This is a genomic window from Neoalteromonas facilis, from assembly GCF_002807665.1.
Taxonomy (GTDB): domain Bacteria; phylum Pseudomonadota; class Gammaproteobacteria; order Enterobacterales; family Alteromonadaceae; genus Alteromonas_E; species Alteromonas_E facilis.
The window spans coordinates 114,425-140,613 of the sequence record NZ_PEAY01000004.1; the positions used below are offsets into that span (position 1 = coordinate 114,425).

Consider the following 26,189-nt stretch of genomic DNA (forward strand, 5'->3'; position numbering starts at 1 on the left):
GTAATACAATAGCTCAATCGCCAAATGGTGCGTATTCATCGAGCGGAGCCGGCATCGAAATACCGTAGCCTTGTGCGTAGTCTACGCCCATTTTGCCCAATTGCATTTTTATCTCACTGTTTTCGACAAACTCTGCAACGGTCTCCATGCCAATGGCTTTTGCCACATCGTTGATGGATCGCACCATGGCAAGATCTATGGGGTCGGAGAGTAAATCTCGAACAAACGCGCCGTCAATTTTGACGTACTGTACTGGTAGTTGCTTTAAATAACCATAAGAGGAAAAGCCACTGCCAAAATCATCTAATGCGAATTTGCAACCGAGTTGGCTAAAGGTTTTGATGAATTCCAAGGTTTCATCCATTTTAATGATGGCCATGCCTTCTGTAATCTCAAAGCAAACCTTGTCGTATGGGATTGAGAATTTTTCGAACGCATTCAAAACATAAAGCTTAAAGTCGCGATCCGCTAACGACTGCCCACACAGGTTGATGTTACTTTTGCGCAGCGCCGTCATGTGTTCTGGGTTTTGATTCAGCCAGGCGAAATAGTTGTGGATCACCCAGCGGTCAATTTTAGCACCTAACGAGTATCGTTCCGCTGCAGGTAAAAATGCGCCCGGCGGCACCAGTTCACCATCACTGGTTTGCATTCTCAGCAAGATTTCATAGCGGTGACCATCGCTCATTTTGTGCAGTGGTTGGTAATGCTGGTAATACAGCTGAAAATTATTTTGCTCCAAAGCTTCATTTATATGGGCAAGCCAATTGAGCTCACTCTCATATCGCTTGGTTGTTATGTCATTTAATGAATAGCGATGGATTTGGTTTCGCCCTTGCTCTTTGGCAATGTAACAAGCCGCATCGGCCATACTCATCATTTGTTCAGGCGAATCAATTTTCTCTGTGCGTTCAACCAATCCAATACTGATCCCGAGAGAGAAAACGTTGTTCTCCCACATAAAACGGAAATCGGACACAATGTTGAGAAGTCTATTGGCTAACACATAGGCTTCATCATTATCGCTGTTGGTTAACAGCACACCGAACTCATCTCCACCTAGCCTTGCAAGTAATCCCCGTTCACCCACGCCTTCATCGAGTAATCGGGCTAATTGTTGTAGCAGAGCATCGCCCGCTTTGTGTCCACAGGTATCGTTGACCACTTTGAACTGATCCAAATCCATGTAAAGTAAAATCATGGGCTGATCAGCATTAAAAGGCTGACTAAGCTGATATTGAAGTTGCCGTTCAAACTCTCGACGATTATTTACTCCGGTGAGAGAATCATGGGTAGCTAGATATTCAAGGCTAATATTGGATTGCTTACGTTCGGTAACATCAAACAAAGAGCCATACAAGAATGTTTGGTCTCCATCGTTATGTAATTGACAAGACAGGGAAAACCAGAATTCTGAACCATCTTTTCTGAGTCCGCGGAATTCACGGCCTAATACGGTTTTGTTAGTGCGAAGCTCACCAATGAGTACGTCTCTATCACTCTTATCCGCATAAAACTCATCGGTACTTTGGATGGAAGACAACATTTCATCTTCACTTTCGTAACCAAACAATTGCCACATCGCGGGATTAACCGATAGTAGGATGCCATCGGTCGTCGATGTATATAAACCTTCGGCGGAATTTCTAAACAGTTGATAGAATTGGCTGAGGCTGTCGATACGCTTTTCTTGTCTCGTCTGTTCTAGGCGCATCAGTACTTGTTGATTGATTTCAATTGACACCCCGACGGTTAACACACCCATGGTCACGAATAAAATGATCAACAACGTGCTGAGAGCATCGATATCACCGAGATATTCATACAGATAAAGATTCAGACCTGCCGCGAGCGAAATAAAAAGCCAACCTATGACGAATATAAAACCTGGTCGGCTACTTAAACGGAAGTAGTACTGCAGTGCCATTACGCACTGAATAACAACACAGCCCACAACAATGATGCTGTTAACCGCAACAATCCAGATTTCGGGTGTTAGAAATGCATTGAGCAATATACCAATGGGGAGAAACAGCGCCAGATACTTAATGATTGCTGACGTGCGTACAAAAAGCGAGGTGCAGACCTTTCCCATGAGCCCCATTAACAGCGTCAGAAATATCGCACTGAAAAGACCCGAGTGTTCGGTGATGTGCGTAATCTGCCCGATAAATCCATGCACATTTAGAATAAAGAGCATCAACACAAAACAGGTAAGTGAGAACCAAAAACGTACTGGGCTTTTTAAAATCAGATAGGTCGTTAGGAAGTACAACGTAAATACGGTCAATGCGCCGACAAAAATACCAAACAGAACCTGCATATTTTGTTGTTCTAATACCCACGCTTCAGCATCTTTCAGCGTAATGGGCATCAGTAGAGGCCCTTCGTCACTGATTTTAATGTACACCGTGACGGATGCATTGCCACTGAGTGATATGGGCGCGATAAAATTTCGATGACTGATGGGGCGTAATTCAAAATCCTTGTCAGCCCCCATCAAATGTGAAGCGACAATACGACCGAGTTCATCGATGACAAAAATATCCACAACATCTAATGTTGGATCCGCAATTGACAAATACAGTGTTTGTAATGCTGTAGATTGATTGTTGACGCGGGTTCGTATCCACAAACTTTGCTCTTCTTGCAATGGCTCACTGTTCCACGCCGCTGACCAACCATCCAGTAGCTGAATTTCACTTAAGCGTTTATATGAATCGGTGCGCAATGACTCTGCGTGGGCAACTATATCTGTCGTCGTGTGCAAGCTATCAATTTGAATGTCGTGAACGATGTCGTTGGAGGCCGAAACACTGATAGGTAACAATACAATGCATACCATCAAACTAAACAGGCAACGCTGAATAGCGGTTTTCAGAGCGTTGGGCGTGATAGACAAACGGTTACCTTATTTTATTGTAATTATCAGGATTGTCGGCACAAAGCGTGCAAACAGTATAGTAGTTACAGTATAGGCTAACTGCTACAACTTAATGCAAGCCCTTTCTCGTTATCCGCGGGTGGTTGAGCAAATAATTCATACTGTGGGTCGTTACTAAATGGATGAGTGATTGCTTCAAATAGGGCTTCGCAAAGTGAAAAGTCATCCTCATAGGCCGCTTCAATAGCGCTTTGCAGTATATGGTTTCGCGGCACAACTCTGGGGTTTATTGCATCTAAATCAGTTGCATCTACATTCTGCTTTTCTAATATTGCGGTGTATTCCTTTAACCATTGGCTAATTGCTTGCCGATCAATAAAGTGGTCAATGATACGCTGTGGATGACTTTGTGCTGAAGACAGTAATCTAAAGCTTATACTGTGATCGCGCTGTTGTTGTTGAAGCATTTGAAACCAGCGTTGTCGCAATTCTGATGCCTTTTCACTCATTGCGTGTTCTTCGCGAGAGTGGGGAAAACCGAATTTGCGATTCATTAGCTGGTGGTAACTGCGGATAAGCGTTGGCTCGAACAGGCTTAGCGCTTCCGTGATCATGTTTACATCAATGTATCCGGTAAACGCTTGCGCTAACGCATTTAAATTCCATAGCGCGATACCAGGCTGTTGATCAAATGCATAGCGCCCGTTGTGATCCGAATGATTACAAATGTACTGAGGATTAAAATCATCCAAAAATGCATACGGACCATAATCAAAGGTTATACCGTGGATCGACATATTGTCGGTGTTCATAACCCCGTGGTTAAAGCCGAGGCTCTGCCAATGAGCAATCATCCAAGCTGTTGATGTCACTATCTGTTGTAACAATGCCTGGTACTTATTGTCGGTATCAGCTAAGTCAGCAAAGTGATGTTTAAAACAGTACTCAAATAAAGCGTCCAGTTCGTCCTTTTGTCCGCTGTAGTGAAAGTACTCAAAATGACCAAAACGAATATGACTTGGGCATGTACGAATTAACATGGCACCGGGCTCTAGCGTTTCCCGTTGAACACCCTCGTTACTAGTGAATAAACAAAGCGCGCGAGACGTGGGTACACCAAGGGCGTGCATCGCCTCGCTGATCATATACTCTCGAATCGTTGAACGCAGCACAGCGCGACCATCAGCATGACGTGAATAGGGTGTAGGACCAGCGCCCTTGAGGTGCAAATCTAGGCGCGCGCCTGCAGACGAAGTGATCTCTGCCAGTAAATGCCCACGGCCATCTCCCAAATAAGGATTCCATTGACCAAACTGATGACCACCATATTTCTGAGCAACAGCATGTCGCTGCCAAGGGCTTTGTTTATCATTGAGCAATGCTTGCCATTCACCTTGCCAAACCGAATCAGCGATACCTAACTCACCAGACAGTGCATGGTTTGTCATGGCTAACCGTTGACCTTTCAATGGGTGTACCGACACTGAAGATGTCAACGCTTGCAATTCATTGGCGTAAGTGTAGCTTAGTTGCATAATTCGAAAAAAAGGGAAACGTTGGACCTATGGTAACAGCACGCAAACAGATAGTAATGCGATCAATGGTCGCAATTTTTATTACACTCGGAATAAGCACACCACTTTATGCCGGTGATGCTGAAGCTGGGAAAAAACGTGCAACGGTATGTGCAGGATGCCACGGCAATGACGGTATGGCGTTTATTCCAAACTACCCCAATTTGGCAGGGCAGAATGAACTGTATTTAGTTGAATCGTTAAAAGCGTATCGAGATGGGTTACGCCGCCATATGCAAATGACCCCTATGGCGAAAGGGTTAAGCGATACCGAAATTGAAAACCTTGCCGCCTATTTCAGTAGCTTACCACCTAAAGTTAAAGGGACGCAGTAAACCAAATTCAGCCTACGAGTGTATCTATCGGATAACATCTGCATTAGGACCCTTGTATGTTGGTTTTACATCATCTCAATAATTCGCGTTCTCAACGTATTTTATGGTTGCTTGAGGAGCTCGAAATCGATTACACGCTGAAAACTTATCAGCGTGATGCGAAAACAAACCTAGCACCCGCCGAATTGAAACTTGTTCATCCATTAGGAAAATCGCCGGTTATCACAGATGGCGAAGCAACGATTGCAGAATCGGGAGCCATTATTGAATATCTCGTCACACACTACGGAAATGGTGAGGTGCTATCGGCTTTAACACCACAACAAAAACAAGAACAACTGTTCTGGAATCATTTCGCTGAAGGTAGTTTCATGCCACCATTGGTGACTAAGATGGTGTTGGATAAGGGGCGAGAAAAAGCCTCGCCTTTTTTTGTGCGCTTCATAGTAGATAAGTTCGTTAGTGCGGTGATGGATGCTTATTTTGGGCCTAATATCACAGCCAACATAGCGTTTGTTGAACGGCATCTGTCAGATAAAACTTGGTTTTTAGGCGATGTACTCAGCGCGGCGGATTTTCAAATGAGCTTTCCGTTGGAGGCGATAATTGCAAAACAGGGCAAGCAGGCGCTGCCAAATATCGCCGCATTTGTTGAACGCGTGCAAGCACGTGATGCCTACCAGCGAGCGTTAGCCAAGGGCGGTCGCTACGATTACGCTTAAGCTGTGTCGCTTAAGTTTTCCAAATAGTTGGTAATGGCTGTCAGGAACGCTTCACCATAGCGTTCCAGCTTGGTTGCGCCGACGCCTGAAATAGCCAAAAATTCGTTTTTATTGGTTGGCATCTTTGCTGCCATGTCTGCGAGTGAGGCGTCACTGAAGACAACAAACGGCGGCACGTTGTCTTCATCGGCAATAGATTTACGCAACTGCTTAAGGCGCGCAAACAAGCGTTTATCGTAATTCTTACTGTGCGGTGATGGTTTGTCTGTTTTCAATGACAAACGTGGAATGGCAAGATTGCATTCTATCGTGCCGCGCAACACATCTCGAGCTGCGTCCGTCAGTCTAAGTGCTGCGCCTTGCGTAATGTCTATGCGCAAATAACCTTTGTGCACGAGTTGATTAATGATGCTATGCCAATAGGTATCAGACTCTGATTTACCAATCCCGTAGGTGGATAATTCATGGTGTTTGTTTTCAACGATACGTTTTAAGTTTTTACCGCGCAGCACATCAATCACATATTGCGCTGATACCGGATGTTGAATACGTAAGATGCATGACAGTACTTTTTGTGCCGTCACAAGCCCGTCAAAATGGCGCGGTGGATCTAAACAAACATCACAGTTGCCGCAAGCTGTGCCAGCAAATTCAGAGAAATAATTGAGTAATACTTGGCGACGACAGGTTTGTGCTTCGGCGAAGGATTCCATGGCTGAAAACTTTTGCGTTTCAATAGACTCTCGCTCACTGTTACCCATGGCTATCCACTGGCGAATACGAGCGCCATCTTTTTCATCAAATAACAGTAACGCTTCGGAAGGCATTCCGTCGCGGCCAGCGCGCCCGGTTTCTTGATAGTAGGCTTCGATACTGCGCGGCACGTCATGATGAATGACGTAGCGAACATTACTTTTGTTGATCCCCATGCCAAAGGCGACCGTGGCAACGACTATATCAATCGCATCTGTTTGGAAGCGCCGCTGCACCCATTCGCGCTCTTCATTGTCCATGCCAGCATGATAGCCAGCCGCCTTCATGCCAAACTTATGTAACTTTTGGCTTAACTCATCAACCTTACGGCGGCTATTGCAGTAAATGATACCGCTACCTTCTTGCTGTTTCAGGTAGGCAATGATCTGGTCGAAAGGCTTGTATTTAGGCAGCACGTGGTAGCGAATATTCGGTCGATCAAAACTGCTTTTAAGGACTAAAGGGTCGGCCAATGCTAATTGATGCTGAATGTCGGCTTGTGTAGTGATGTCTGCAGTAGCGGTGAGCGCCATAACTGGAACATCATTAAAGTGCTGCTTTAATTCGCCCAAACGGCGATATTCGGGGCGAAAATCATGCCCCCAATGTGATACGCAGTGGGCTTCATCTATGGCGAAAGCGGCAATAGGAATTGACTTTAAAAATTGTAGAAAGCGAGGTTGCAGCAGACGTTCAGGCGCGACATACAGGATTTTAATCCGGCTTTGTTGTACATCGGCAAATGTTTGCGCGAGAGCTTCTTCGTCTAAGCTGCTATTAATGAACGCAGCGCTGACCCCGTTCTGTTTCAGTTGCTCAACTTGGTCTTGCATAAGTGCAATTAATGGTGAAACAACCAACGTAGCACCTTTCATCAGCAATGCGGGCACCTGATAACATAATGATTTACCGCCGCCGGTGGGCATCAGTATTAAGCTGTCTCGTCCCGCTAGGGTATTTTCTATAGCAGTGAGTTGCCCTTCACGAAACGTCGTGTAGCCGAACACCTGCGCTAATATTTGCGTCGGAGAATGAATATTTTCAATGTCAGGTGTGGATGAATGCATGTTGTTATAAATTGGTGATAAACTACATAGGTGTATCGAAAGGCCTATGATACGCATTTTCACGTCAACCTTCACTGGCTATATATGACAAGTTTTTAAGGATCGAACAATGACTGAACAGTTACCTGAATTGATCGAAGAGTTAGTCAGTACTCCTGAGGAAACGTCACAAATTGCGCGTTCGTCGGCAATGTTAGAGTTAGATAACACCGATATCGCACTAGTCCTTGAGTCACTGCCAGTTGAACAACGGATCTCAACGTTTAGCGCACTACCTAAGCACCGCATGCTTGATGTATTGGTTGAGATGCGTGCGGACCCTCGTGAAATTCTGATTGATGCAACGCCACAAGATCAATGGGCGAGTATTTTCAGCGATATTGATGCTGAAGATCTTTTGGAGTTGATGGATTCACTGCCGAACCGATTAGTCGACAGAGCTTATGAAGCGCTAGACTCCCAACAACAGGCCTACTTTGATGATGCAACTCAGTATCCGGTGGACCAAATTGGTCACTGGTTGAATCACGATATGTTGGTGTTGCCGTTAAATGCGAAAGTCAGAGAAGGGATTCGTTTGATACGCCGAGGTGTACCCGCCTATTGTGATTCTATCTACTTGTTCAATCGTTCTGGACAGTTTGCAGAAGCCGTTAAGCTTGCTCGTGTTTTCAATGCTGCAGAGCATATCCCATTAGTTGAGCTGGCTGAAGATGGCTTAACGGTGTTGAAAGCCAATGAAGAAAACGTTTCGGCTTCATTGTTAGTGCAGCGTTCTGGATACACCTCTCTCCCCGCAGTCGATGAGAATAATAAGCTGGTGGGGCGACTGGATATAGGTGCGGCGTCTGAGTTGATCAACGAGAATTATGAGCGCCAAGTAATGGCAACAGCAGGTATGGATGAGGACGAAGATTTATTCTCGCCGGTGGCGAAAAGCGCTAAAAACCGTGCCTTATGGTTGGGTATCAATTTATTAACCGCTTTTCTGGCATCCTGGTTTATCGGTTTATTTGAAGCCACGTTACAACAGGTTGTCGCGCTTGCAGTATTAATGCCCGTTGTTGCGAGTATGGGGGGGATTGCCGGCAGTCAAACATTAACCCTGATTGTGCGTGGTTTAGCATTGAAACAGGTCACGGCAGCCAACGTTCAGGCACTATTGAAAAAAGAATTTCAGGTGGGTGGAGTGAATGGTGTCGTATGGGCGTTGGTGATTGGCATTGTGGCTTATTTCTGGTTTGCTAATCCGGTATTAGGGTTTGTTATCGCACTAGCCATATTGGTGAATATCATCAGCGCAGCCTGTGCTGGTGTGTTTATTCCTGTTCTTTTGGATAAGCTCAAAATTGATCCAGCATTGTCTGGTTCGGTAATACTGACAACGGTCACTGATATAGTAGGCTTTGTCGCTTTTTTAGGTTTGGGAACTCTTTTTCTATTGTAAAACTCACGCTGGATCGCGCACAATGCGCGCTTTAGCCGTGCCGGTGAATATCCTTAATGACAACCTCTGAACAACAAACACGTGCAGGTGTACTTTTTGCCATCGCGGCTTATGGCATGTGGGGCTTTGCACCCATGTACTTCAAGCTGTTGCAATATATGCCAGCGACCGAAATATTGGTCCATCGCGTTGTCTGGTCGGCGGTTATTTTAATTGTATTGATTACACTGCGAAATAACTGGAGCAAAGTAAAAGCGGCCATCACCTCAAAGAAGGTCATGTTGATATTACTTGTTGCTGGCGTGCTACTTGCCGGTAATTGGTTATTGTTTATTTGGGCCGTGAATAATGACCATCTGTTGGAAGCCAGTTTAGGGTATTACATCAATCCGTTATTTAATATTTTGTTTGGCCGTATATTTCTAGGTGAACGCCTGCGGCGGCTACAAAAAGTGGCGGTGTTGTTGGCAATCAGCGGTGTCGCAGTGGCAATAGCGGGGCTAGGTTATTTGCCGTGGATAGCCTTGGTGCTTGCAGTCTCTTTCTCGTTGTATGGTTTGTTGCGTAAAACTGTTGCGGTAGATTCTCTACCGGGTCTGCTTATTGAGACCATGATGATGCTGCCGTTGGCCGTGATTTATTGGTCATTGTATGCAAGTCCATCGAGCAATATGTTAGCCAATACCTTTGATATCAATATTTTGCTTATCATGGCGGGTTTGGTCACTACCGCACCGTTGCTTTGTTTTACCGCGGCGGCTAGACGGATACAGTACTCTACACTGGGGTTTTTCCAGTATATTGGCCCAAGCATTATGTTTATTTTGGCGGTTTTCTTTTACAACGAGCCTATAGACCAAGCGCGTGTCATAACCTTTGGCTTTGTTTGGACCGCCTTGGTTATCTTTTGTTGGGATTCGTTGCGCAATTATCGCCTGACTCGCAAAGCGGCAAAAGCAAGGCCGGTTTAAGCGATATCATCAACCACTTGGTTACGACCGCTTGATTTGGCTTGATATAGCAGCACGTCGGCCGTGGCTAACATTGCATCCAAGTTTTTGCGCCCTACTGTGGTTACACCGATGCTGGCAGTAATCTTGATATCTTCTTGTTGAAAGCGGATGGGTTTTTGTGCCAAAGACTCTCTAAAGGCATCCAGACGCTCGACTACTTGAGCGGGTGCATGATCGGGTAGGTAAATACAGAATTCCTCGCCACCAAAGCGAGAAACATGCACATCTGAAAATTGGCTCGCAAGGAGCTTCGCCACCTCTTTGAGCACCTTATCACCCGCGTCATGACCATAGGTATCGTTGATTTGCTTAAAGTGATCTAAGTCAACCAATGCAACGGCTTGATTTTCAGGTTGATTGCGCGACACATGATTCACTGAATAGAAAAAATGTCGGCGATTTGGTAGCCCGGTTAAGTAGTCAGAGTTAGCGGCTCGACGGATGGCTTCTACGTTTTCGATGTATTCGACATTTTGGTTAATACGCACCAAAAACTCTTCCTGGCAAAAAGGCTTATGCAAGAAGTCGTTAGCGCCGCTTTTCAAAAATCGAGCAGACAGTAGGCCACTGTTTCCAGACGACACACCAATTATCGCCAATTGCTCTTTGGGTAATGATTTTCGCAATTCAGCAACTAACTCAGTGCCGGTCATGTCGGGCATAAATTGATCGGTGATCACCAGCTGAATGTTGTCTCGTTCATGCAACATGGCAATGCCTTTTTCAGCACAATCGGCTTCATACGTTTGGAAATTGTGTCGACGCAGCATAGAACTCATTTGGGTCCTGCTATTACGTGAGCTATCAATGACCAGTACACCAATCTGTTTATTTTTTTCTAGACGTGCCATCAGGCGACTCAGGTAGTCATAAACCTGTGCATTCTCTTTGGGAATATAATCGACAACTTCTTTGCCAAGCACGTGATTACGGGTTTCGTCATCCACCCTGCCGGTTACTACAATCGTGGGCAGAAAACTGGCAATAGTATAGTCAATGGCCTCACCGAAAGGGGCGTCTGGCAGGTTGTAGTCAACGACGGCACACAAGTATTCTTCTGGGTTGGACTCACCGAATAAGTGCCTGGCCTCAGTGAGAGTGGACGCGCAAATCGGCAGCAGCTTTGCCTGCTGGACCAGTTTTTTGATGATGTTCATACTGATAGAACTATCTTCAATAACCAGTACTTTCTTTTGCATGCTGAGATCACCGCGTCATAGATAACTTAAATGTATACCATGCACGCTATAATTTCGATAATTTAGCGTAGCTCAATACCAACCATTTGGTGCCTACATCGTCAAAATTAACCTGCACTCGCGCTTGTGGGCCTGAGCCTTCACAATTTAATAAAGTGCCATCACCAAATTTCGGGTGCATTACTCGGTCACCTAATGCAAAACCACTATCATCGAAAGCTTCTTGTGTCGATTGTTGGCTAAAACGGTTTTGCACTGGGCGTGTGATGGTATTGCGCAAGCGGACTTCTTCAATACACTCTTGGGGCATCTCTTTTATGAAGCGTGATTGTGTGTGGTATTTATCTTGACCGTAAACGCGTCGCGATTCTGCATACGTGATATACAGCTTCTGCATCGCGCGCGTCATTCCGACATAACACAGCCGGCGCTCTTCTTCTAAGCGGCCTGGTTCATCATAACTTTGCTGACCAGGGAACATTCCCTCTTCTACACCAGCAAGGAATACCATAGGGAACTCAAGACCCTTTGCCGTATGAATAGTCATCATTTGCACTGCATCTTGATGGCTATCGGCTTGTGCTTCACCCGCTTCCAGAGACGCATGGGCTAAGAAGGCATCTAACATGGTCATGTTTTCGACATCGTCAGGCATCTCAAACGCTTTACACGCCGACACTAATTCCTCTAAGTTTTCGATACGAGACTGGGCTTTTTCGCCCTTCTCGGCTTGATACATGGCAAAAAGGCCCGAGCGCTTAATCGCAATGTCAGCTTGCTTTTCAAGTGGTTCATCTGCCATTGCTTCTTTCAATGACAACACTAGCTCTATAAAACCTTGCAACGAGGTTGCTGCGCGTCCAGACAAGCGTTTCTCAGCTAATAAGGTAAGACTGGTTTGCCACATCGATTGCTCTAGCGTGCGTGCACTTTCGCGGATTTGGGCTAATGTTCGCTCGCCAATCCCGCGTGTGGGTGTATTTACAACACGCTCAAATGCGGCATCGTCGAGGGGTTGATTGACCATTCGCAGATAGCCTAACGCATCTTTTACTTCTTGGCGTTCGAAGAAACGTAAGCCGCCATATATGCGATAGGGGATAGCTTGATGTAACAAGGCTTCTTCTAATACGCGAGATTGGGCGTTATTGCGGTACAGGATCGCACAGTCGCTGAGCGCATTGCCGTAATCGTGCCACCGCTTGATTTGTGAAACGATAAATCGCGCTTCATCCATTTCATTAAAACCGGCATACAAGGCAATTGGCTCGCCTTCTTCTCCATCGGTCCATAACTCCTTACCCAAACGGCCTTGATTGTGGTCGATTACGGCATTGGCAGCCTTGAGGATCGTGCCTGTTGAACGGTAGTTTTGCTCGAGCCGGATAGTATTCGCGCCTTCGAAGTCACGTAAGAAATATTGAATATTATTGACGTTTGCACCGCGCCAGCCATAAATGGATTGGTCATCATCCCCAACGATCATCATATTGTTATCACCGCTTGCGAGCAGCTTTAACCAAGCGTATTGGATGTTGTTAGTATCTTGAAATTCGTCAACCAGTATGGCGCGGAAACGGCGTTGATAATGCGCTAATAGCGCAGGCTTATTTAGCCACAATTCGTGGGCGCGCAACAGTAATTCAGCAAAATCAACTAAGCCCGCTCGATCGCAGGTTTGCTGATAAACCGTATAGATTTCGCGCATACGTGTTTGTGTTGGGTCGTTATGAGTTTCAACATGCTCAGGACGCAACCCCTCGTCTTTATTCCCATTGATAAACCATTGAATTTGCTTGGGCGGATAGTGTTTTTCATCCAAGTTCATGCTTTTTAACACTCGCCGAATTAAGCGGTATTGATCATCGGAATCGAGTATCTGGAAACTTTGAGGTAAACGCGCTTCTTCATAGTGACTGCGCAATAAACGGTGGGCTAAACCGTGAAAAGTACCAATCCACATAGTGTGTAGCGATTGGCCCATCAAAGACTCGATGCGACCGCGCATTTCGCGCGCAGCTTTATTGGTAAAGGTCACGGCCAAAATACTATGGGAAGCAATATGCTCAACTTCCATCAGCCAAGCGATACGATGTACTAATACGCGCGTTTTGCCACTGCCTGCACCTGCAAGAACCAGCATATCTGAGGGGGGAGCGGCAACGGCATCGCGTTGTTTATCATTTAAATCGTCGAGTAAACGAGAGACATCCATAGTGCTTTGATAATGGCTACAACAAACCGCCAGTATACCAGTTTATCTGTTAATTTATACAGCACTAGTCGTTTGATTTAATGTAAAATGGTACTCACATAAGACAGACACCAACCTATAATTTCTCGTCAGGTACTTGCCTATGCGCTTACTCTGGTGGCATAGATTACACGTTAATGTCGGCTTTAGGCGTTTGTTTTTGTGTTTCTTGTTCTGCCGCGCCACTTTCCCTTAGTTCTTTTAATGAGCGGATAGACTCTACATAGTAAATGATGGCTTCTTGCTCTTCATGATCATAAGTAAACACATAATTCGTGGTGCTGCCTAATAAGGTCACAAAAACCTTGCTGGTATCGTCGGCTAGAGTAATTTCGGCTTTTGATCCTTTACCTTCTTTAATGCCATTCGCTTCCATGTGCGCAGCTGCATACACGTATACACAAAAGGATAAAACGACAATGCTCCCTGTGGTTTTAATGTTTGTCTTTCTATTTTTGGGAGCCCAGAAAGCATATATCAATACCTTTACCAAAATGGGTTTGGGTTTGTCAGCATACTCTAGTCGATAGCGCGCACCCATTCTGTTCCCAGCATCCGCAATAGAAAGGACACACAAGATCATTAACAAGATAAACAGAAAAAGAGGGTTTTTTAGAGGGGTTGCGAGGATATCTTCAAACGTTATGTATTTAACTATCTGCACATTAAATTCACCATAAAATACATACAGATAGGCCATGCTCGACAACAACAAAATGAGGTAAGAAATCGCTATGGCTAAGCCGGTTGAGGCTTTGGCGAAGTTGTAGATCTCTTCGAAAATATACAGCTCGCTGAGCGCTTGATAATCCTCATCATGGCTAGACGGTTTATTCACTACTGGTTTCCATGGAATTGATAAACATTAAGAAACTATCAAAGAATGGATGAATAACCAATTTTCTTTCAGTTGTTATAGCGTTTGGCTTTCATTGGCGCATACAAATAGGCAGTATCTAAGCCAGTGTTAGCCATTGCTATTAGGAGCAATGGGCACTCTTTCACAGTATTATTAACAGGCAAGCTTAAGTAATTAAAACACCCTTAGCATTGTTAAAAGATTAAGAATTACAAGTTATGGCGTAAGCACGGATTCAACACTGACTAACTCAATATCGTGCATTTGATCGAGGTAACTCTCAAAATAAGCCTTATGCGAAGAGCCTGTAATCACAAGCACGTTTGCACCGGGGTGATTGCCAGCCGCTTCCAGTACATTTGCTGCCATTCGCAATCCACGCACCTGCCACCAGGCAACATATTGGCGGGCAACGCCGTTTTGATCCGTTGAGGCGGTCGCCAGTCCAAAATCATTTTCGATAGTGTAGCGTTGGTAAGCAGCAGAATTGATGTACAAGTAGTTTTTCAACATGGCTTCTGGGGAACCGGTTAGTGAGTCTAACATCTGCTCAACTTGTTGTTGCAAAGGATGTTCTTTTTTCCATACCGCTTGTATCGCGGGAAGCAATGACTCTGGTGCATGAAGGTAAATATAATCTGCCGAATGGTCATCCATCATAGTGATCATGTCGAGTTGCATTCTGTGAGCGATTTCCACGCCAATCAGGTTATTTTCATTGCGAGAATTGATGTTTTTATTTAAAGCGTTGACTAATGGATCTGTAACGCCATCTGCTGGGATACGCTGGTTGCTGGTTAACTTTGCCCATTGAAGCGTTGCTGACCAAATCTCACCTGAGGCATAAAGCATCAAGGCAAGACGTCTTCTGTCGGCTGGCGAGGGTGCTTGAGGCCAGTGTCGTTTAAATTTTTCTACTGCCGAAGCCGCCTCGGGTCTTGTCATGTTTAAGCTTTTAAGTACCTCTTGAGTATCTGTGCAGTACTGCTGTACGGAAGGGTAAAGTGCGTCATATCGTTGTATTTCGTCACACGTGCGCCCGTTAACGGCTTCGATGGCAATAATATCGGGTGAGAAAGCTGTTAGCCGGTCCAACACAATCGATAAGTGTGCAGGATCAAAAGATTCTTTGGGCTGGTATGCCAAGTGTGATGTGCCTAGCACCAAAATACGCGTAGGAGAACTGCCAATATCGCTTTGCACACCTGCGAAGTTAAACATGGGCGCTGCACCCAAGCGTTCAAAAGAAGGTGTCCCCGGCAGTTTTGCTGTCGCTGCATTGACGCTCGCAATGACAAAACAAAGCAGAAAGGGCGAAATCTGGCGAAATGCAGTTATCTTGCGCATGGGTATAAATTCCTATTCATTTTTGTGTGAGTCGCAAGGCAAATATGAAAAGTTTAAGCCGGGTGAGCAAATTGTAAGCAAACGTGTTTCACGGGCAGTGGGCGTTTGCAGTTTTTACTTGACCGTTTTGCAAGTGATTATGGTTGGTATTGGTGTATTTTGCCCGTTGATAATTCAACTCGGCTTAAATACCCATTATGCGCTTATTACTGACATTCTGTTTTCTTGTTTTTACACAAGTCTCTCTGGCGATAGGACCATCCGCTACTATTGTAGATGAGAATCCCCTATCGCATGCTACAGCGTTGACGCTTTCTTCAACGATATTGGAGAACCCACCCAAGGTTCATGTTTATCTGCCTGAAGATTACTATCAGATGGCTGATCACATTCGCTACCCAGTGATCTACACCCTCGATGGTTGGGTGTTGTCCCAATCAGTTGCCGGCGTGATAACTCATTTAGGGCAAACTGCTGGTATGCCGAAAGCCATCGTCGTAGCGATTGACAGTGACGAGGATTATGCATGGGGGCCGGAAATTTACGCCAGTAAAAGCGGTTGGCGAGTTGCGCCAGATTCTCGTCTAGATGGATTTGCCGGTGGAGAGGCTGATAAATACCTCGCATTTATGCAAGAGGAGTTAGTTCCACTCATTGATAAAACGTACCGCACACATGACTTCAGGGTGTTGATTGGTATGTCTCCTTCAGCAGCATTTACTTTACACACGTTGTGGAAATCGCCAGAGCTATTTAATGCACACATCGTATTCGCCGCGACAGATGTCATCGGCATGGGCTATTCACCTGATACGACGTTTATCGAAAAGATTGCAGAAAGCTTAGCGAAAACACCGGATCGGAAAGGCTATTTGTATGTCGCGTCGGCGCAGCAGGAGGCCGCTAGTAACCCTGCGCGACAGAGTAATGTGACGGCACTACAAGAAGCATTAAAGCCTTACACCTCGCGAAATTTTAAGCTGCGCGTGGAGCATATAGACAATTACGGCCATTATTCGATGGCGCTACCAGGGCTTCTAAGCGCTTTGGACTTGATTTTCCCGCGTAAAGATTGGGATATGAGCATGAAGTTCAGAGAGTTCTTGCAGCAAGAAAAGCCAGTTGATGCATTGTTTGCATACTATGATAGCTTGAGCTCAGCCATTGGATTTACCGTTACACCAAATACCGATCTTCGCCGCAACGCGAATTGTTTGAGAGCGGCTGCGAGTCGTTTAAGAGGACAAGAAAAATACCACGAAGCAGAGCGAATTTATCATTATTGGATTGAAGTAAGTCCTCAAGCAGCTAAAGCCTGGGCAGGTTTGGCTGCAACCTTTGAGGCAAAGGGCGATATCACTGAAGCGACGCAAACATATCAACGTGCACTTGTGTTTGCGAAGCAGCAACAGCTGGCTTATTTAGTTCCCCTTATTGAAGAAAAGCTGGCTTCGCTAAACCCGCAGTAAACGGCGGGTTAGATGCGTTTGGGTAAATGACTACACGGCACGATGAAACAAAATGGTTTTTAATCCGGTTATATTGATTTAGGGATGAATGCCCTTACATTCATAGTATCTGACTAAGGAATTTTCACATGCACCTAACGTCTACAGACACGCAGTCTTTTTGGTTAACCCTAAAGCAACAAGCACAGGCGACCATTAAGCATGAACCCCTGCTTGCCAGTTATGTGCATGCCTGTATTCTTGCGCATCACAATTTTGAAAGCTCACTCAGCTTTATTCTTGCCAATAAATTAACCGATAGCGTGATGCCAGTGCTGGCGGTACGAGAGGTGTTTGATGAAGCCTACTTGTTGTCGCCCGATATTGTAGAAGCCGCCATGTGTGACATAACGGCTATCGTCAATCGTGACCCAGCTGTTGAAGCTTACTTACCCGTTTTGATGTACTTTAAAGGGTTCCAAGCCGTGCAAGTGCACCGCTTAGCGCATCACTTGTGGCACAACGGCCGTCATGACTTAGCATTATTTCTACAAAGCCGGAATTCTGAAGTATATGGTGTAGACATTCACCCCGCAGCGAGTATCGGTAAAGGTGTTATGTTTGATCATGCCACGGGCATTGTTATCGGTGAAACCGCCGTTGTCGAAGACAATGTGTCTATTCTGCAAAACGTAACGCTCGGAGGGACGGGTAATCAATCCGGCGATCGCCACCCTAAAATTCGTGAAGGGGTTATGCTGGGCTCTGGTGCAAAAATATTAGGTAATATTGAAATTGGCAAGGGCTCCAAAGTTGGCGCTGGCAGTGTGGTGCTTAGTGATGTACCCAGTGGCGTAACAGTTGTAGGCGTGCCAGCAAAAATTGTGGGTAAACCCGATTGCTGTATGCCTTGCGATTCCATGAAGCAGAACGTACTAGAAGATAAAGAATAGTTATTCTTTAAAATAGTTGGGTTAGTTCCTGCAAGCAATCAAGTTGTAAAGTCGGTAGCACGTGCGTGCGCTCAGAGGATAGGTCCATCTGCCGGTTGCAGGCGAACCAAGCTGTTTGTATTCCCAAGCGATGCGCGCCCCAAACATCTTTGATCAGGTTGTCGCCAACATGCAGCAATTGTTGAGGCGGCAATTGCAAATGGGCTAAGGCCGATTCAAACATGGCATGGTGTGGTTTCATTGGGGCATGGATATTAGCTTGGAAAACCTCGCTGAATAGATCGGCAATACCAACTTGCTGAACATTAACGTTGCCATTGGTTATCGCCACGATCGGGCAATGGTTTTTCAACTCTTTCAATAAAGAATAAATATTCTCATTTATCGAGAAATTACTGCGAACGTGATAAAAATGTTCTAGTCCCTCATCAGCAACAGCTTTTTGTTGTGTTTCGCTAAGGCCTGCATCTGATGCAAGCGCGCGTAATACGCAGTGGCGTAAACGGCTCATATCTGACGCTAGGCGAGGATCATTGAGCAGGGCAGCTTTGCGGTGTTTTGCCCAATGTGTGGGCAGCAATGCAGCAACAGTAGGGTATTGTCGCGTTAAGAATTGATTTAATGAATGGGTCGCTTCACGAATAATCGGCCCGTTGTCATACAGAGTGTCATCTAAATCAAAGCTTAGCGCTGATATTGGCGACATTGGGCGATAGAAAATCATAATATACCTATTTCTTCCGAGCTCTCGGGTGCGCTTTATCATACACCGCAGCAAGATGTTGAAAGTCTAAGTGTGTATAGACTTGCGTCGTCGACAGGTTAGCGTGTCCAAGTAACTCCTGCACTGCGCGTAAATCTCCACTCGATTCGAGTACGTGAGTCGCGAATGAGTGGCGCAGTTTGTGCGGATTTACCGCACTGTCGAGGCCTTGTTGAATTGCGATACGGTTTAACCGGTTTGCCACCTGCCGATTTGAGATTCGTTTTTGTTGTTTACTGAGAAATACTGCTTTTGCGTCTGCGTGAGCAAAGGTGGCGCGTAATTTAAGCCAACGAGACAGCGCTTCGCGCGCCTTCTTTCCGATAGGTAATATACGTTGTTTAGACCCTTTGCCGGTCACTCGCAATGTATGATCGGGTTGAATGTCTTGCAGATTTAAATCGGTCAGTTCTGACAGGCGTAATCCACAGCCGTACATTAGTTCAAACATCGCTAAATCACGAACGTTCAGCAGATCATTGTCATCGTTACTGGCGTCATCTAACAGTCTTTGTGCTTCGTCTACGCTGAGCTGTTTAGGTAGTGGTTTAGACTGTTTGGGTGCGGAAACGCCCTCGCATGGGTCGGCATCGATTAATTGTCTGCGCAGTAAGTATTGGCAAAAAGTCCGCATGGCAGATAAACGAGTCGCTGTACTACGAGCGCTCAAGCCTTGTTGTCTAGCCTGCATTATTGCTTGCTTGATATGTGCTTGGGAAAGATCGCGGCAGTCATTTATGTTTACATCGTTTACCAGCGCAGTGATCTGACGTTGATATTGTTCGCAGGTTCTCTCAGAAAGACCCCTTTCAGCTCGTAAATGCTGAATAAACTCAGCGATTAATTGCTTTATAGAGCTTTGCAGGGCCACATGCTATAGCCCGAGTGCGTCGGGCAGTAGAATATTAAGAAATTGCTGCAGCTGCGTTAGCAACAAGGTATCCATATCGGGGTTAAAGTGCCCAGGGTCATTGCTACCGACGGCCAAAATCCCCAAATCTTTTTCCGTGCCTAAACGGACTAGAACGACGGATTCCGCCGGTTGTTCATCAAACAATAAGTGCTTTTCATGATCACTGAGGCGACCGAAATAAAATACTTTATTTTTGAAATGTTTTTCAGTGAATAGGCGTTGATGCAATTCAGACATTGCATAAGGACCCACAAAAGGCTTAACCGCGACAGCTGAAAGCTTTAACTGCGTCAGCATGACTTGCTCAAGTGTATTTTGGATGTCTGAAAAATCTTTGCATTGCCACAACTTGATATTGAGATCGACATAAACGCGATAAATACGCTCATTTTGCTTTGCTATCGCGATCAGCTGATGAATTTTTCGGCTTAATTGACGTACTTTATTGCGCAGGATCTCACTTTGCTTTTCAACCAGTGACACGCTGCCATGTTGTTCATGCGGAATAACTAACTTTTCGAGTAATTCTGGGTAATGTGAGAAGAACTCAGGATTCTGCAGTAAAAACGTACGTACACTCTCCGCGCTCGGCAATAATTCGTCGCCGGTCTCGAGCGGAGTCACTGAAGATTGAGCAGTTTGTGTTGCATCTTTCATAGTTGAAACTGCCCGTCGTAAATATGTTCTGCAGGTCCAGTCATTTTTAGTACGTTATCCTTACCTTGCCAGCGAATTTTTAGATTGCCTCCAGGCAATTCAACTCGCACATCTTTACCTAATTTACCTTGAATTTGTCCTATTGCAACAGCTGCGCATGCCCCACTGCCACAGGCTAATGTTTCACCAGCCCCACGTTCAAACACACGAAGCTTAATATAGCTTGGGTTTATCACCTGCATAAAGCCAACATTGACACCTTCTGGAAAGCGCTCATGCCGCTCTAACAAAGGCCCAAGTGTGTCTACCTGTGCACTCTGGACATCTTCTACTTCCATAACACAATGTGGATTACCCATTGATACGGCACCGCAGAAAAGAGTGTGGTCATCGGCGCGAATAACATAAGTTTTTTCTTCTTTTTGCGCCACCATCGGAATTTCATTTGGCGTGAATGTAGGTTTACCCATATTCACGGTTACATTTCCATCCCGCTCAATGTAAAGCACCATTTTGCCGGCTTTAGTGCTAACCACTATTTTATTCCGGTTGGTCAGGCCTTTCAGCTTCACAAAGCGCGCAAAACAGCGGGCACCATTACCGCATTGGGACACTTCAGAGCCGTCTGCGTTAAAAATTCGATAATGAAAATCTTGGTCCGGGTCGTATGGTGGCTCTACCATCAGCAGTTGGTCGAAGCCAATACCAAAATTTCGGTCAGCGAGTTTCTGAATTTTCTCTTTGGACAAAAAGACATTCTGGGTAACGTTGTCGATAACCACAAAGTCATTACCCAGCCCATGCATTTTTGAGAATTCTACTTGCATCTACAGCGCATTTTTATTTTCGTTATATCGCTAGTTTACGAAAGTTTATGCTCACCTTTCCAGAGATCTTTTTGTTTTTCTCGTTCTCGCACAACATAAACGTCTTCACCGTCAACCATGACCTCGGCTGGACGGCAACGACTGTTGTAATTTGATGCCATGACAAAACCGTATGCGCCTGCACTTCTAACGGCCAGAAGATCACCTTCTGAGATCGCTAATTCACGATCTTTGCCAAGAAAATCACCTGTTTCGCAAACTGGCCCCACTACGTCATACATAGCTGTGGGAGCGGTATTATTTTCAACTACGGGTACAATGTCTTGCCACGCAGAATAAAGCGCGGGACGCAGCAAATCGTTCATCGCGGCGTCAACAATGGCAAAATGCTTTTCTTCGCCGGCTTTTATAAATTCAACTTTGGTCAGTAAGATACCAGCGTTACCACTGATTGCCCTACCAGGTTCCAAAATCAACATTAAATCTTCTCGGCCTTTTAATTTATCAGCCATGGCCGCCGCATACTCATCTGGATGAGGCGGGTTTTCATCACGATAACGCACGCCGAGTCCACCGCCAACGTCAAGGTGACGAATATGAATGCCTAAGGTGGCAAGTTCATCTATCAACACCAACAAGCGAGATAGCGCATCAACAAAAGGGGTTAAATCTGTCAGCTGTGAGCCAATGTGGCAGTCCATACCCACCACTTCGAGGTGACGCAGACTTGCGGCCAATTGATACACTTCTATCGCGCGCTCACTGGCAATACCAAATTTGTTGGCCTTCAAACCTGTGGATATGTAAGGATGCGTTTTCGCATCTACGTCTGGGTTAATACGCAATGAAATCTTAGCGCGTTTCCCCATAGATTCGGCTACTGCATTGATACGGTGCAATTCGTTTTCAGATTCTACGTTAAAACAGAAGATATCGTGCTCCAACGCGAAACGAATTTCATCGGCAGTTTTCCCCACACCGCTAAACACTACCTTGGTTGGATCACCACCGGCTTCGATTACTCGCGCTAGCTCACCGCCAGATACAATATCAAAGCCTGAGCCAAGTTTGGCCAACACGCTTAAGACACCTAAGTTGGAGTTTGATTTGACCGCATAGCAAATCAAGTGAGGGTGACTGCCGACCGCATTATCAAAAGCACGCCAATGACGCTCTAAGGTCTTGCGGGAATAAACATAACACGGTGTGCCCTGTTCATTAGCAATGGTGTCTGCTGGCACGTCTTCGGCGTATAAGCGGCCATTTTTTTGAGTAAAATAATCCATTTACGGTTGCTCTTCTGAAGGCTGTTCTACCGTGCTGTCGGGAGTCGTCTGATCAGGCTTATTTTGGTCAGGTAGATATAGCGCGCCGCGATAGCCACAAGCGCTGAGTGTTAAAACACAGAGGCAGGTAAGGACGACCGGACGCAAAAAAGATGGTTTGTTCACAGTGTTTAAGCAATTTATCGAACGAGGCCGATATCATCGCATCGACACTCTAAAAAGCAAGTGTCATTAACCGTTGTCTTGTATGTTCAGGAAATTTGACCTGTTTCCAAAGATACTCACAAATGTGTTGCGGATTATCCCATTCGCGCTTCACGAGCCAATCAATTAAGGCGTGTGGATTATTCGGGAAAATAATCGGCTCTATACCTGCGCTGCTGAGCCATTCTTCAACGGCGTCAGTATCAAGTTGGAACATCGCATCACACAATCCTAGTTGCATGAGTGTATGCACATTAGATAACTGCTCAAATTGGCCTGCTAGAGGCTTGATAAGCAGCTTTTTCCCAAGTTTTAAAGCTTCACTTGAAAGCTCGAACCCGGCATTACCAATGACACCTTTGCATTGCTTTAAGGCAGATTGGAAGGGTGCTACAGCCGTTGGGTGCCAAGTAATGTGTCCCTCGCGTTGAATACTATTCACCTGTGGATGAAAGCAGCTAAAGGTCACATCACTCAACGGCTCTAGCATGTTACTAATATCCTGACGTGATTCGAAAGGTAAGTAAACTAGGTAGTCAGTATGAGAAGCGCTAGACACTGGGACATCATGGATAAACGGCGGCATAATGGAATGACCAAAGTGATACCAATGCACGCCTAACTTAATATCCGAGGGGGCAAAATAGCGCATAATGAGTTTATCAATGATGCCAGCTCCGGTTTTAGGTGCGCCCAGTGCGAAAGCCGCTTGGTGGCTTATTGACATAGAAGTTACCTGAGCGCGTTTTGCTGCCCAAGCGGTGACGGGTTCAAAGTCATTGAGCACTAAATCGTATCCGCTTAGATCCAGTGCTTTGATGTCGCGCAAAAATGCCCGGGGTCTCGCGTTTTTGAGTGTTTGAAAGTGATTTACACGGCCGCGTTGGGTAGAGAAACTCAAGCCATCAAATAATTGATACCCCTCGAAAGCTTGCATGTCGAAATATTGTGACGCAGGACGACCTGAAAATATGTAATCGACTTGCACATCGTTTCTTTCAGCAAATGCACTCGCCATGATGCGAGCGCGTGTGATGTGACCATTTCCAGTGCCTTGGACACCATAAGCTATTTTTAACATACCTTTACGCCATTAAACTGATACTAACTAGTCCGATACTCGTACCCAAGGCTGCCCCCGCGAGAATGTCTGTTGGGTAGTGAACTCCCAGCAATACGCGAGATAAGCCAATTAAACCCGCCCAGACAAACACCAAGCCCGCAATGAGCGGATAAAAATAACTCAGGATGGTGGCCATCAAGAACGCAGCTGCGGTATGCCCTGAGGGGAGACTGAATTTGTCTGCCGGTGTGATGTGAGCATCGAAGTTATGCAACAAATCTGCAGGCCGCGGTCGCTTGAGCAGTTTCTTGAGAAGCACAAACAGAGGTAATTCTAGAGAATACGCTAGCAAGCCTACGTACAAGAAAAGCTGTCCGTGCACAGGGTCAAAGAACCAGAGCATGGCGGCGATAAACAGGTACAAATAACCGTCACCTGTTTTAGACACGAATAATATGGGGCGAGCACCGATATATCTGCTCGCATTAAAAATTCGGTAAAACAATCTGCGATCTTTGTCGACTATGCCTCTTAGCAACATTCGCTTGGCCCTGTAGCGGCTCATGTTGGCTAAATTAATCTTGTGGGATGACAATTACGTGACGCTTTTAAGACGTGTTCATGACAATTGGTGCTAGCAGACTGGCGTAATGCAGAGACTCGGTGCTAGACTGCAAGAGTCGTATAGCGAGCATGTTTAAGGAATAGTCATGGAGTACAACACCTCAGAGTTATGTGATCTGTTTGCAGATAGCGTTGATGTTGTCGAACCAATATTTTCCAGTTATGGCGGTAGACTCTCATTTGGCGGTGAAATCACCACAATCAAGTGTTACGAAGACAAAGGGCTTATTGACCGGGTTGTTACCGAGAATGGTGAAGGTAAGGTGCTATTGATTGATGGTGGCGGCTCACTACGACGTGCACTTGTGGATGCGAATGTTGCGCAAACAGCAACTGATAATCAGTGGGAAGGCATAATCTGCTATGGCAGCGTACGCGACGTGGATGTTCTTGAAGAGCTCGATATCGGTATTCTTGCTGTGGGCAGCATTCCAGTGCTAGCTGACGACGAACAGACCGGGGATGTTGATTTAGCGGTCAATTTCGCCGGAGTGACCTTCCTTCCAGAAGATCACATATATGCTGATAGCACCGGCGTCATTTTGTCCCCTGAACCTTTAGACGTGGATTAATTAGACTTTTCTTCGCTGGCATAAACCTCGTTAAGATACGCCGCTATTCTCACGCCCGCTTGCTGAAGTCTGAGTGAAACCGTGGGAATGTGATCATACAAGTAATTCCACGACATGTTATTGGCGTCTTTTGGATAAAGCTCGTCTCTGTATCCGGTAGATTCCGTGATCCACGTTTCAGGATTTGCGTCCCACCAGGCGCTTGCTTGCTCATCAGAGATTTTTGCACCCAGCCATTCAGCCCACTCTGAATAAGATAACTGACGCTGATCGATCATGCCTGAATCCCATACGCGGTGAAGGTTTGAATCTTCCCAGAAGAAGCGCACTTTGACATCATTGCCACCACGGTCAGTGCCATTGCCAGCATGCAGTGGCTGGTGCAAATCGCCAATAATGTGCACGATAAAACGCAATGCCAACTGCTTTTGCTCGACACTTGCGTTGCTGTCTAACAAGGTTTTACGGAAATCATTTAGCGCTGTCACACTATCGCCCTCTTCAGGGGCGCCTACTTCGTGATAATGCTTTCCTTCCGGTACCGTAACGTAATGGAAAGGGCCAGCGACCTTTTGCCAAAAGTGGGCTGGGTTTGAACGCTGTTCATCTGCATAGCTCGACGCCTCAGCTAGCGTCTCATTCGGTAGTAATTGTGCAATCGCCGCTTGAGCTTCATTAGATAAGTAATCTTCCGCTATCTTGCCAGTCACTCGGTGACCGACTTGTCCCCATGCTAAGGCTTGTGAACTGGCGAGTGTTAAACTAATCGTTAATGGTAGGAGAACGTTTAGTCTCATTTATTTATCCTCATGAAGTTGACTGGCGTAGCCCCAGCGTTCGACTAAGTTTTGTTGAATGTTGAGGTGGTCCAGTATGCGTGCCACCACAAAATCGATTAAATCATCAATGCTATTCGGTTTATGATAGAAGCCCGGAGATGCTGGCATAACGGTAACGCCATGTTGACTTAAAGACAGCATATTTTCTAAATGAATAGATGACAGCGGCATCTCACGGGGAACAATAATCAACTGCCCGCGTTCCTTTATCACCACGTCGGCAGCGCGCTCTATTAAATTGTCGCATGCACCTCTGGCTATAGCTGACAGCGTACCTGTACTGCACGGACATATTATCATTTGTTTGGGAGCTGACGAGCCTGAAGCAACAGGTGAAAACCAATCCTCTTTACCACAATAAATAATTTGACCCGGCTTTGCATTAAGCTGCTGACTGAACCAATCAGACGCTTTTTCATTGCCTGAGGGAATTTTAAGATCTTCTTCGGTGGCAAACACGACTTTGGCCGCTGATGACACCATCAGAAATACTTGATAATCAGCTGCAATCAGCTGTGCCAACAAACGCATTGCATACGGCGCACCTGATGCACCAGTAATGGCTAATGTAATACGTTTGTTCATT

General features: G+C 45.7%; 24 protein-coding genes. 7 read left to right on the forward strand and 17 right to left on the reverse strand.

The annotated features are described in order from the left end of the window. Positions 1-13: 13 nt before the first annotated feature. Positions 14-2,902 carry an EAL domain-containing protein gene (locus tag CSH93_RS11910; RefSeq protein WP_100643498.1) on the reverse strand — a complete coding sequence of 963 codons (2,889 nt, stop codon included), beginning with the start codon at positions 2,900-2,902 and terminating at the stop codon, positions 14-16. Positions 2,903-2,979: 77 nt separating this feature from the next. Next, positions 2,980-4,419: a protein adenylyltransferase SelO gene (locus CSH93_RS11915; protein ID WP_100643499.1), complete on the reverse strand. Its 1,440-nt coding sequence runs from the start codon at positions 4,417-4,419 to the stop codon at positions 2,980-2,982. 29 nt (positions 4,420-4,448) lie between these two features. Between CSH93_RS11915 and CSH93_RS11920 the strand changes: the two genes are divergently transcribed. Further along, on the forward strand, positions 4,449-4,793 hold the full coding sequence (locus CSH93_RS11920; RefSeq protein ID WP_338063504.1) for a c-type cytochrome: 345 nt from the start codon (positions 4,449-4,451) through the stop codon (positions 4,791-4,793). A 56-nt stretch (positions 4,794-4,849) separates the two neighbouring features. Then, a complete protein-coding gene (locus CSH93_RS11925) occupies positions 4,850-5,515 on the forward strand; it encodes a glutathione S-transferase family protein (RefSeq protein ID WP_100643500.1) in 666 nt (221 codons plus the stop codon). Here the strand turns inward: CSH93_RS11925 and recQ are convergent. Then, a complete protein-coding gene (gene recQ / locus CSH93_RS11930; protein WP_100643981.1) occupies positions 5,512-7,335 on the reverse strand; it encodes a DNA helicase RecQ in 1,824 nt (607 codons plus the stop codon). The two genes, CSH93_RS11925 and recQ, sit on opposite strands and share 4 nt — an antisense overlap. A 109-nt stretch (positions 7,336-7,444) precedes the next feature. Here recQ and CSH93_RS11935 point away from each other — a divergent pair, with 109 nt between their 5' ends. Further along, entirely contained in the window at positions 7,445-8,782 is a 1,338-nt protein-coding gene (locus CSH93_RS11935; RefSeq protein ID WP_100643501.1) for a magnesium transporter, read from the forward strand. Positions 8,783-8,838: 56 nt separating this feature from the next. Beyond that, on the forward strand, positions 8,839-9,753 hold the full coding sequence (gene rarD / locus CSH93_RS11940) for an EamA family transporter RarD (RefSeq protein ID WP_100643502.1): 915 nt from the start codon (positions 8,839-8,841) through the stop codon (positions 9,751-9,753). Here the strand turns inward: rarD and CSH93_RS11945 are convergent. From CSH93_RS11945 to CSH93_RS11960, 4 genes are all read right to left on the reverse strand, one after another. Then, complete coding sequence (locus CSH93_RS11945; RefSeq protein WP_100643503.1) at positions 9,750-10,994, reverse strand: GGDEF domain-containing response regulator; 1,245 nt, start codon at positions 10,992-10,994, stop codon at positions 9,750-9,752. The two genes, rarD and CSH93_RS11945, sit on opposite strands and share 4 nt — an antisense overlap. A 46-nt stretch (positions 10,995-11,040) precedes the next feature. Continuing rightward, positions 11,041-13,209 (reverse strand): DNA helicase II, encoded by a 2,169-nt coding sequence (gene uvrD / locus CSH93_RS11950; RefSeq protein WP_100643504.1) that lies wholly within the window; start codon positions 13,207-13,209, stop codon positions 11,041-11,043. Between the two features lie 166 nt (positions 13,210-13,375). Next, positions 13,376-14,086, reverse strand: a complete 711-nt coding sequence (locus tag CSH93_RS11955; protein ID WP_100643505.1) for a hypothetical protein — start codon at positions 14,084-14,086, stop codon at positions 13,376-13,378. A 237-nt stretch (positions 14,087-14,323) separates the two neighbouring features. Continuing rightward, positions 14,324-15,454 carry a DUF5694 domain-containing protein gene (locus CSH93_RS11960; protein WP_100643506.1) on the reverse strand — a complete coding sequence of 377 codons (1,131 nt, stop codon included), beginning with the start codon at positions 15,452-15,454 and terminating at the stop codon, positions 14,324-14,326. 197 nt (positions 15,455-15,651) lie between these two features. On the opposite strand from CSH93_RS11960, the gene CSH93_RS11965 reads away from it, so the two are divergent. Further along, positions 15,652-16,923, forward strand: coding sequence for an alpha/beta hydrolase (locus tag CSH93_RS11965; RefSeq protein ID WP_100643507.1), 1,272 nt, complete (start codon positions 15,652-15,654; stop codon positions 16,921-16,923). A 128-nt stretch (positions 16,924-17,051) separates the two neighbouring features. After that, positions 17,052-17,855 (forward strand): serine O-acetyltransferase, encoded by an 804-nt coding sequence (gene cysE, locus CSH93_RS11970; protein ID WP_100643508.1) that lies wholly within the window; start codon positions 17,052-17,054, stop codon positions 17,853-17,855. A gap of 7 nt (positions 17,856-17,862) precedes the next feature. On the opposite strand, the gene CSH93_RS11975 is transcribed toward cysE, so the two are convergent. The 8 genes from CSH93_RS11975 to CSH93_RS12005 are packed head-to-tail and all read right to left on the reverse strand — an operon-like array spanning position 17,863 to position 24,133. Continuing rightward, positions 17,863-18,579, reverse strand: a complete 717-nt coding sequence (locus CSH93_RS11975; protein WP_164078359.1) for an HAD-IA family hydrolase — start codon at positions 18,577-18,579, stop codon at positions 17,863-17,865. Between the two features lie 7 nt (positions 18,580-18,586). Next, a complete protein-coding gene (xerC, locus tag CSH93_RS11980) occupies positions 18,587-19,489 on the reverse strand; it encodes a tyrosine recombinase XerC (RefSeq protein WP_100643510.1) in 903 nt (300 codons plus the stop codon). 3 nt (positions 19,490-19,492) lie between these two features. Continuing rightward, entirely contained in the window at positions 19,493-20,188 is a 696-nt protein-coding gene (locus tag CSH93_RS11985; protein WP_100643511.1) for a DUF484 family protein, read from the reverse strand. Then, the gene (dapF, locus tag CSH93_RS11990; RefSeq protein WP_100643512.1) at positions 20,185-21,015 is read right to left on the reverse strand and encodes a diaminopimelate epimerase; all 831 of its coding nucleotides are present in this window, start codon (positions 21,013-21,015) and stop codon (positions 20,185-20,187) included. The genes CSH93_RS11985 and dapF overlap by 4 nt, the downstream gene beginning before the upstream one ends. Before the next feature lie 35 nt (positions 21,016-21,050). Then, a complete protein-coding gene (gene lysA, locus CSH93_RS11995; RefSeq protein ID WP_100643513.1) occupies positions 21,051-22,301 on the reverse strand; it encodes a diaminopimelate decarboxylase in 1,251 nt (416 codons plus the stop codon). After that, on the reverse strand, positions 22,302-22,466 hold the full coding sequence (gene lptM / locus CSH93_RS18290; RefSeq protein WP_420807256.1) for an LPS translocon maturation chaperone LptM: 165 nt from the start codon (positions 22,464-22,466) through the stop codon (positions 22,302-22,304). 49 nt (positions 22,467-22,515) lie between these two features. Next, positions 22,516-23,586, reverse strand: coding sequence for an MJ1255/VC2487 family glycosyltransferase (locus CSH93_RS12000; RefSeq protein ID WP_100643514.1), 1,071 nt, complete (start codon positions 23,584-23,586; stop codon positions 22,516-22,518). A gap of 4 nt (positions 23,587-23,590) precedes the next feature. Next, the gene (locus CSH93_RS12005) at positions 23,591-24,133 is read right to left on the reverse strand and encodes a phosphatase PAP2 family protein (RefSeq protein WP_240615590.1); all 543 of its coding nucleotides are present in this window, start codon (positions 24,131-24,133) and stop codon (positions 23,591-23,593) included. Between the two features lie 145 nt (positions 24,134-24,278). Between CSH93_RS12005 and rraA the strand changes: the two genes are divergently transcribed. Further along, a complete protein-coding gene (rraA, locus tag CSH93_RS12010) occupies positions 24,279-24,764 on the forward strand; it encodes a ribonuclease E activity regulator RraA (protein WP_100643516.1) in 486 nt (161 codons plus the stop codon). Here rraA and CSH93_RS12015 read toward each other — a convergent pair. Continuing rightward, on the reverse strand, positions 24,761-25,561 hold the full coding sequence (locus CSH93_RS12015) for a S1/P1 nuclease (RefSeq protein ID WP_100643517.1): 801 nt from the start codon (positions 25,559-25,561) through the stop codon (positions 24,761-24,763). The genes rraA and CSH93_RS12015 overlap by 4 nt on opposite strands. Beyond that, complete coding sequence (locus tag CSH93_RS12020) at positions 25,562-26,188, reverse strand: flavin prenyltransferase UbiX (RefSeq protein ID WP_100643982.1); 627 nt, start codon at positions 26,186-26,188, stop codon at positions 25,562-25,564. Position 26,189 lies beyond the last annotated feature (1 nt).